The organism is Rhodococcus sp. (in: high G+C Gram-positive bacteria) (genome assembly GCF_049591685.1).
Lineage (GTDB): Bacteria > Actinomycetota > Actinomycetes > Mycobacteriales > Mycobacteriaceae > Rhodococcoides.
In genome coordinates, this window is sequence record NZ_JBAWFH010000402.1 from 1 (window position 1) to 1,697 (window position 1,697).

At 61.3% G+C, this 1,697-nt stretch carries 1 protein-coding gene; it reads right to left on the minus strand.

What is annotated here, in order from left to right:
- On the minus strand, nt 1-1,697 hold a 1,697-nt coding region (locus WBQ44_RS17010), incomplete at both ends, for an amino acid adenylation domain-containing protein (protein ID WP_495567849.1).

Genomic DNA, 1,697 nt, shown 5'->3' on the forward strand with positions numbered 1-1,697 from the left:
ATCGGATGCGCAAAGGCACTTCGCGGGTGACGTCGAACCCGGACGACACGATCGAGACGATGCGCCCGCGGAGCTCGTCGTCGACGACCTCCTCCACCGCCAGTTCCACACGCGCTTCGGCGGCAGGCAAGACTCGCTGGCTGCCTAGTCCGTCGACGTCAGGGTAGAGGGTCCGTAGCGTCTCGTGACGGAGGACAACATCGTTCGTGGCAGCGCCTAGGGCGTCCACATCCAGCGTTCCGGACAACTTGATGGCAATCGGTATGTTGTTTGCTCCCGAATCCGGGTCGAGCCGGTTGAGAAACCACATACGCCGCTGCGCAAACGAGAGTGGTATTCGACTGGGCCGAGGGAGTGGGGTGAGCGCCGGGCGACCTCCGGTCCGCGACTTCACACGAGCCGCTAGAGCCTCAACTGTCGATGCATCGAACAACTCGCGCACCGCAACCCGAGAATCGAGAGCGGCGCCGAGCCTCGATACCAATTGCGTTGCGACGAGTGAATTTCCGCCCAGCGCGAAGAAGTCGTCGTCGAGGCCCACGCGTTCGATGGCGAGGACGTCGGCGAAGACCCGTGCGACCGTTTTTTCGATCGGCGTCGACGGGGCCCTGAAATCCGACGTCGTAAATTCCGGTGACGGCAGCGCCTTGCGATCAAGTTTCCCAGAAGCTGTGACCGGAAATTCCTCTAATACCACTACGGCGGACGGCATCATGTACGCGGGAAGCAATCCAGCTACAGCTCGAAGCAGATCGGACTTCACGGCACCGCCAGGTACTACAACCCAAGCAACGAGCTGATCTTGACGCACTGCGACCACTGCTTGGGCGACTGCCTCGACTGCCGACAACGCTATCTCTATCTCCCCCAACTCGATCCGCTGGCCGCGCAGCTTCACCTGAAAATCCGACCGACCGATGTACTCGAGCTCACCGATGCGATTCCAACGAACTACGTCGCCCGTGCGGTACAACCGCCCTGATCCGAATGGATTGGCAACGAACCGCTCCGCGGTCAAATCCGAACGCGAACTGTAACCGCGAGCCAATTGAACGCCGCCAAGATAAAGCTCGCCTTGCGACCCGTCTGGGGCCAAGCGGAGACCTTTGTCCAGCACAAACACCTGCGTATTGGACACAGGGCGACCGATCGGAACGCTCGCTTCGTCTTTCACGGTGTACACATGGTGCGTAACATCCACCGCGGCTTCGGTCGGCCCGTAGAGGTTGATCAGCTGCGTAGCGGGAAGAACTTCGGCCGCACGCGTAGCTGTTTTTACGGGTAGCGCCTCCCCGGATGCGAAGAGCATCCGCAGCGTCTCCACTGCCGCCACAGACTGCTCTGCGACAAACACAGCCAACATCGACGGAACGAAGTGGGCAACCGATACCGATTCCCTGGCGAACAGTTCCGCGAGGTACTCGGGATCACGGTGACCGTCCGGCCGCGCTACGGCTATACGCGCACCAAGTCGCAATGGCCAGAACAGCTCCCACACGGACACGTCGAACGTAACCGGCGTCTTCTGTACCACGACGTCCGACTCGGTCATCGCGTACTCGGCCTGCATCCACTCGAGACGGTTGACGATTGCCCGATGAGTGATCGTCACGCCCTTGGGCCTGCCGGTCGATCCCGACGTGAACAGCACATACGCAGCATTGTCCGGCCGCACCGCGACTCGCTCCGCAGCAGTC